The 7037-nt window shown below is 41.8% G+C and carries 3 protein-coding genes; 1 reads left to right on the plus strand and 2 read right to left on the minus strand.

Going from position 1 to position 7037, the window contains the following annotated elements; genetic code table 11:
* Positions 1–3193, plus strand: a 3193-nt coding sequence (locus Q1V93_RS03650) for an ATP-binding protein (RefSeq protein WP_300661579.1), incomplete at its 5' end; no start/stop codon positions are given.
* A 255-nt stretch (positions 3194–3448) separates the two neighbouring features.
* Here Q1V93_RS03650 and Q1V93_RS03655 read toward each other — a convergent pair.
* Positions 3449–5377 carry a DUF2341 domain-containing protein gene (locus tag Q1V93_RS03655; RefSeq protein ID WP_300661586.1) on the minus strand — a complete coding sequence of 643 codons (1929 nt, stop codon included), beginning with the start codon at positions 5375–5377 and terminating at the stop codon, positions 3449–3451.
* 106 nt (positions 5378–5483) lie between these two features.
* On the minus strand, positions 5484–7037 hold a 1554-nt coding region (locus Q1V93_RS03660), incomplete at its 5' end, for a PA domain-containing protein (protein ID WP_300661589.1).

Here is a 7037-nt window from a genome sequence, read left to right on the forward strand (position 1 = left end):
GGTATTTCCGATAAACAATGAGCAGTTACGGGATTATTTCTTTGCCCCTTTTCCTAAAATGCAGGGAGCTGTATCGCTGGTTGCTGATCAGCAGTCGACGATTTATGATTCCAAAAAACAAGCTGTTTTCAGTATCGAATCGGCTGAACAAAGTACGACTGATGATGTCCTTTTAACAGTCATTTTCGCGGATGTTTTGCTGATTTTCTACCTGATCGGGATAAAGGTGCGCAAAAAATTTACGGGTAAAAGCACCGCGCGTATGTTGTTTGTTGCCGGAATACTTGTTTTGCGTTTCGCGGCTCTCAGGTTTGATTGGTTTTCCTGGATGAGTACTACTCCTTTATTCGATCCGGGATTAATGGCTTTGAACAATTGGATTCCAAACTTCGGAGAAGTGCTGGTTTGGGCTGTTACGCTTGGAATTGTTTTCCCTTCGATCCTTCGCCTGATTTCGGAGATCAGGCAAAAATGGGCAATTTACCTGTTGCTTTGTTTGATTCCTGTTCTTTTGATGGTATTTCCACAGCTGATCAAACTTATTATTGTCAATTCAACGATTCCGATTCATTTGAATGAATTGTTGAAGCTGACCGTTTTTTCAGTGGTTTTTATTTTCATCATCGGGTTGGGAGCATTGTTTTTGCTACAGTTCTACCAGGTCGTTTTAACCAAATGGAAAGAAACCAAACCTTCTGTTTTAGTAGTAATACTGGTGCTTGCAGGAATATTTTCGTCGGTGATCATCACCAATGAATGGATTTTCAGACTGCATGGTTTTTGGATCATCTGGATGTTTTCCCTGTTGATTGTTTCTGTTATTGTGGTTTTCCGCCTGAACCGGAACTGGAGCTTTACTTCTTATTTGCTGGCAACATTTTTGGTTTCTTTCGGGATTACGATGAACCTGGAAATGGAGGCGAAGAAGAAAGAGCGGGAAGAACGACTGCTTTTTGCGAATCAATTGGCAGATGACCGCGATATCAATGCCGAAGTTGATTTTTCCACGGCAGAAAAGAAATTGGTTTCTGAACCTTTTATCCGACGTTTGTTCCGTCACGATACCAAGCCGAGTTTTTCCGAATTGAAGGAAGCCATGGAATACCAGGTCTTCAAAGGATATTGGGAAAGATATGACGTTGATTGTTATTATTACCTGGAAGACAGTTCAACGATCCGCCTGAACGGAATGTACAAACGACAACTGGATGAATTGATCGAAAGACATGGTATTCGCTCTGAAATAGACACGAATTTGTATTATGTAAAAGATTATACCAGCCAGTTCAATTATGTATTTCATCTGCCTCTTGAAAGAAACGGAGTGAAGGTAGATTTTTACGGAACAATGAAATCCAAACGGATTCCGGAGAAGATCGGTTTTCCAAGGTTGCTCATTTCAAAGCAAACGGCTGTTTTTGAATCCCTGGAACGGTACTCCATTGCAAAATATTACAACGACCAGCTGGTTCTGAATTACGGAACATACAGTTATCCTACGAGTCTGAGAATTTTCGGGGACAATAGTTCCGAAGGACATCAGTGGTATCAACGGGACGATGTGGAGCATCTGATCTTCAAAAAATCCAGAACCGATGCGATTATTTTGAGTAAGACGGTTCCTTCCTGGCTTTCCTATTTAACAACAACGGCCATCCTGCTTGTTTGTTTCGGAGCGATTCTTGTATTATTTCTGATTATCAAACAGATTAATCAGGTGCGTGTGTCGAACGGAATTTCAATGATTACCAAAATCCAGCTGGTATTGATCGGCTTGATCGTTGTTTCATTGGCTGGATTCAGCATTGCGAGTACGAGTATGCTGAGCGGGCAATACCGTTCGTATTCGAAGGATCAGATCCGGGAAAAGGTCAAATCAGTGATCAATGAAATCAATTCGAGACAGCGTTTTGTTTCGGAGAAATTCAGTGATAAGAACCAGGATGAACTGGATTACCAATTGAGAAGATGGTCGAAGGTTTTCCTTGCAGATATTAACCTGTATCAATCCAACGGAATTTTGGCCGGTACTTCGCGGACAAAGATCTACAACATGGGCTTGCTGAGTGAACAGATGAACCCGAAAGCTTTGTACGAATTGATGTTCAATAAACGTTCGGAATTCATCCACGAGGAAAACATCGGTTCGTTGGTTTATCTGTCGGGTTATGTTCCGGTTTTCAATCATGAAAATGAATTGCTGGGTTATCTGAACATTTTGCATTTTGATCAGCGAAACGTTTTTGAAGATCAGCTCAGACAATTTTTCGTGGCGGTTTTAAATGTCTTCATGCTCCTGCTGGTACTTTCCATTTTGGTGGCTCTGATGGTTTCTTCCTGGTTGACGAGTCCTTTGATGCTGCTGAAAAAGAGTTTTTCGCAATTGGAGTTGGGCAAGAACAGCTCTCAGATCAATTACAAATCAAAAGATGAGATCGGTTCGCTGGTAGCCGAATACAATCACAAACTGAGTGAGCTTGCAGAAGCTGCGGCAAAACTGGCGCAATCCGAACGTGAAAGTGCCTGGCGGGAAATGGCCAAGCAGGTTGCACATGAGATTAAGAACCCACTTACACCAATGAAATTGAGTGTTCAGCATTTGCAACGGGTTTTCGATCCGAATGATCCGAAAGCAAAAGAGCGGATAGAACGGGTCACCAATTCATTGATTGAACAAATTGATGCTTTAACGCACATTGCAAATGAGTTTTCGAACTTTGCGAAGCTGCCGCAACCGGTGATGGCTGAAATCGATTTAATTGATCTTACGAAGGCTGTCGTGGCATTATTCGACAACGATGAAGATGTGGCTGTGAAACTGGAATTGAATGCGTCAGAAGCGATTTTTGTGAATGCAGACAAGGAGATGATTTTGCGGGTTCTGAATAATTTGATATCGAACGGAATTCAGGCTGTTGCCTTGAATGTAAAACCGGAAATTGGCATTTCGATAGCAAGCGATCAGCAATTCTGTTATGTGCGAATTTCAGACAATGGTTCGGGAATTCCGAAAGAACAGATCCAAACGATCTTCGAACCTTATTTTACGACCAAATCTACAGGAACAGGTCTTGGACTGGCGATGGTGAAACAGATTATCGAAAACCATGGCGGCTCCATTGAAATTGAACAAACATCGGAATCCGGAACCACTGTTCTGTTTACTCTTCCGAAATTACAATTGAAATCATAAAAAGAGGGGGACGCGATGAATCGGACGTGATGTATTCTACTCACCAATAATAATAATAGGGTTTCTGTTTTAGAAAACAATCCAGGCTTCAAACTGAATATTCACTATGTATTCTATGATGCTATGTGGTAAAATGAACCACATAGCACACAGAAGGTCACATAGTTTTTTTTAATGTTTATGTAGTTGGTGAGTTTTCTACATTATTACCGATGAATCGCGCCCCTACAGGAATAGTTATCTGTTTGAAGAATTTTATTGAATCACAAAACGAATCACTTTGGTACGGGATTGCAGGTAGTAAGATCCGGCACCCAAAGAAGTCAAATCAACTTGTTTGCTTTCTCCGGCTGTAATCTGGATTGTTCGGACAACACTTCCCAGTACATTAACAACTTTCAGCTCCTGAGAACCGGAAGACTGAATGGTTAAAGTTCCTGTCGTAGGATTCGGGAAAAGGGATAAATTTTCGATCTGACTCCATTCTTCCAATCCAACGGTTGTAACGGAAATGCAATTGGAGAGTTTGAAACATGAACCGATGGTGACAATTGCTGCATAATTTCCGTTTTGAGTTACTTCATAGAATGAATTCGTAGCTCCCGGAATCGGAGTGTTTCCGGTTGAACAGTTTACCCATTGATATTCGTCTCCGCCCAAATCCGCGACCAGATTCAAACCTACCTGCTGAATTTCAGCATCAATATCTTCCTGGAAAGTCAATTGAGTGGTGATAATGCTGTCGCAGCTTGAAATTCCTGCAAGTGTGTCAATATATGTTCCGTTCAGAGTATACGTATGATTTCCAATCTGGTAATTTTCACCGAAACATTTATGGATTTGGTGAGTGGCGTATGCCGGAACATGGAATACAATTTGAATGGAATCATAACTATGACAACCAATGCTGTTGGTAGTCTGAACATGATAGGTTGTGGTGATTTGCGGTGAAACTACCAGGGAATCTTCTGTGGAATTATCATCCCAAAGCACGGTTAGGTTCGGATCAACAGTTAATTCTGACCATTCACCATTACAAAGAATCGTGGAAGTAGCCTGCAGGTTTGAAACCGGCAAAGCACCTACATTAAATGTAATCGAATCTATTCTGCTGTAACCGCAGGCATCTGAAATACTCACGTGATATTCTATCGTGTCTGAAGGAAATGCGACCGGTTGAGCGATTGTGTCATTGCTTATCTGAGTTCCGGTCCATTGAATGTCGAAAGGAGCTTGACCTCCGAGAATTGCCAATGGAATAGAAAGAGAATCTTTCAGGCAGATAAATTGAGTATCGGGCATGTTTGTTTTGAAAAAATCGAATTCATAGGTCGGAGCAGGATTCACATTTGTTTTTGAGAAGTACCACATGTCCGGATATCCGTAGTGAATCGCATTCAGATAATTTTGGGGGAAAGTGTTTTGGTCACAGCCATTGCAATAACGCATATCCAGGTAAGTCAGATGCTGCCCGATTTGCGAACTTGTTCCGAAGTAATAACCGTCTGTGCTTCCCTGGTACATTTCAAGAATGTATTGGGTTCCCTGAGTTAACCAAATCGGATTTGGGATGTTCTGGTAAGAATATTGTGCAGCTGGTCCTGAAACCTGTTCCTGATGAATAATGGCCTGAGTAGCATTATCGAATAAGGTAATGTAGCGTGTTGTACCAGTTGGTTCCCGCTTACCAAATGCCGTTACCAGGATATCTTCGTTCGGATAAAAGCGGAATCCGCGCTGACTATCGGTAACACCTCCTGCGCCACCGTTATCAACACTGTCGGTGGAAGAATGCGGTCCGAAGAAGGTTCCGTTGATTGCAGATTGAGAAAGGGCAGAGGCATTTCCGTAATTCATATAAATGGTTTTTCCGCCGTTTGCCGGAATGCTGTCTACTTTCACCCAAATTTGAGTAGTTGGAGTGTTGATTCCGGATTCAATCCAGTAATTCAGGATAGCTCCGCCGTTGCATTCGGTTGAGAAGCGGATATCGCTACCGGTTGGAAGCATTTCACCGTTTGATATCGGTGTTTGTGTATTGACGGTGATTTTTAGCTGATAGTTTGTTACAGGGTTTCCTGAATGTTCAACAATTGTGATCGGTTGACTGTGTGTCCACCCTGGAATTTGTGAAAATCCGGAAACGCTGATTAGCAGTGTTAAAAGTAAAATGGAATATCTCATTTTTTGTGGTGTTTTCTACAAAGATAGAGATACAGGCATCCGAAAATGAGGGAAATAAAAAAACCAAGGGTTAACCCTTGGTTTTTCTTTATCAATTAAAAAGGTCTTATTTAGACACGACTACATTGAAACGGCTTGTTGTTCCGTTAGAGTAGTTTAAGTTAAAGACATAAGTACCAGCATTCAACCCTTCAACAGAAGTTTGGAACTGTCCGTTCTCAATTTTCACTTGTTGAGTAGAAACCTGACGACCTGCCATATCCACAATTTTCAAAGTTGCATCACCAGCAGCTTTTACTTTCACGGTGATTACTTCTTTAGCAGGAATCGGGAATGCTGCTGCTTCAACGTTGTTTTCAACCACATTCAAGGTTGCTCCAGTTCTAACAGCGATAGAAGGAACAGGTAACCCTACGAAACCAGCATTTGACCAGGTTGTACCTTCCGTACGGAAAGGGAAGCGGATCAAATCATCCTGATTCATAGCGTAATCATAATGATCTGTTGTGCTGTACGCCATAAATGCTTTTGGAGTATAACTTGTAATACACAACAAATAAGTCTGGTTGTTAATGAATCTGTAATTAGGAGCACTTGTAATCGGCATGAAAACTGTTTTTTCATGGTAAGTATCCGCAGGATCAGGGTAAATGTAAGAACCTGCTGCAACTTCGCTGATCTGAGCAAATGTACCTCCGGCAGTTGTTTTATCAGGATCGTTCCAGGTATACAAAGACCATGTAAACTCAACACCATCTAAAGTAACCGTCGCTTCATCATCAGCACCGATTGTAAGTCCACCATAGTAGATTCCGTCAAGTGCAACTCTGCTTGCATTTAGATCATGAAATACGATGCAACTTTCAAACTGGTTGTTCGGTAAAGTAGCAGCGCGATAGAAACCATCTTTAGTAATAATATCCCCTGTCGGATTCAAGCTAGCCAAGGACCACAGGGAATCACTGATACTGAATAAATTTTTGGAAACGTTATCACCGACAAACTCATCAGGTGTTCCCATTGCTATGGAATATGTTACTTCATATTGACCAACCGTGTAGGAAGCTGCAGAGTAAGTAGGTGTTGTCATAAACGCTGAATCTCCTGCATTGATCGTTGCAGCCGTAGAAGTCTGATTATAAATCTCGGTACCGTTTCTTTTGATCACCGTGTTCAAAGTTACTCCTGTTTGGTTGTCAATTCCGTAATTGTAAACCCATCCACCAGGACTTAAAGAGAATTCAGACGCATTTTGAGTTAAAGCTACCGGCTTGGAACCGAATGCTGCTCTTACAGAGTTGTTGTCAAAAATCGTAATATCATCGTTGTAATACCCGGTTTTGTCACCGATTAGAACAACCACTTTTTCAAGTGCGTCAATACGTTGTTTGATCAACGTTCCGGTTGTAAGCGTAACAAAAACAACCGGAATAGTTACTGAAGGGCCTTCAGACATTGTAGTCCCTCCGTCCATGTTTATCAACTGGTCTTCGCGGTTGACAATAATTACCGCAACAGCTCCTGCGTCCTGGCACATTTTAGCTTTCACACCAAAACCACAAGCTCCGATCGGAGTTGCTGCACCATCACCACGATAAACCATCGCAACTTTTCCTGCCAAGCTTCCTGCAGGAAGAGGATTACATCCTGTAGCAGATGC

Source organism: Fluviicola sp. (genome assembly GCF_030151805.1).
Classification (GTDB): domain Bacteria; phylum Bacteroidota; class Bacteroidia; order Flavobacteriales_D; family Crocinitomicaceae; genus Fluviicola.

Excerpts from the sequence above, each read along its gene's own strand:
- Q1V93_RS03655 (WP_300661586.1), bottom strand. The coding sequence starts at position 5,377 with ATGAGATATTCCATTTTACTTTTAACACTGCTAATCAGCGTTTCCGGA.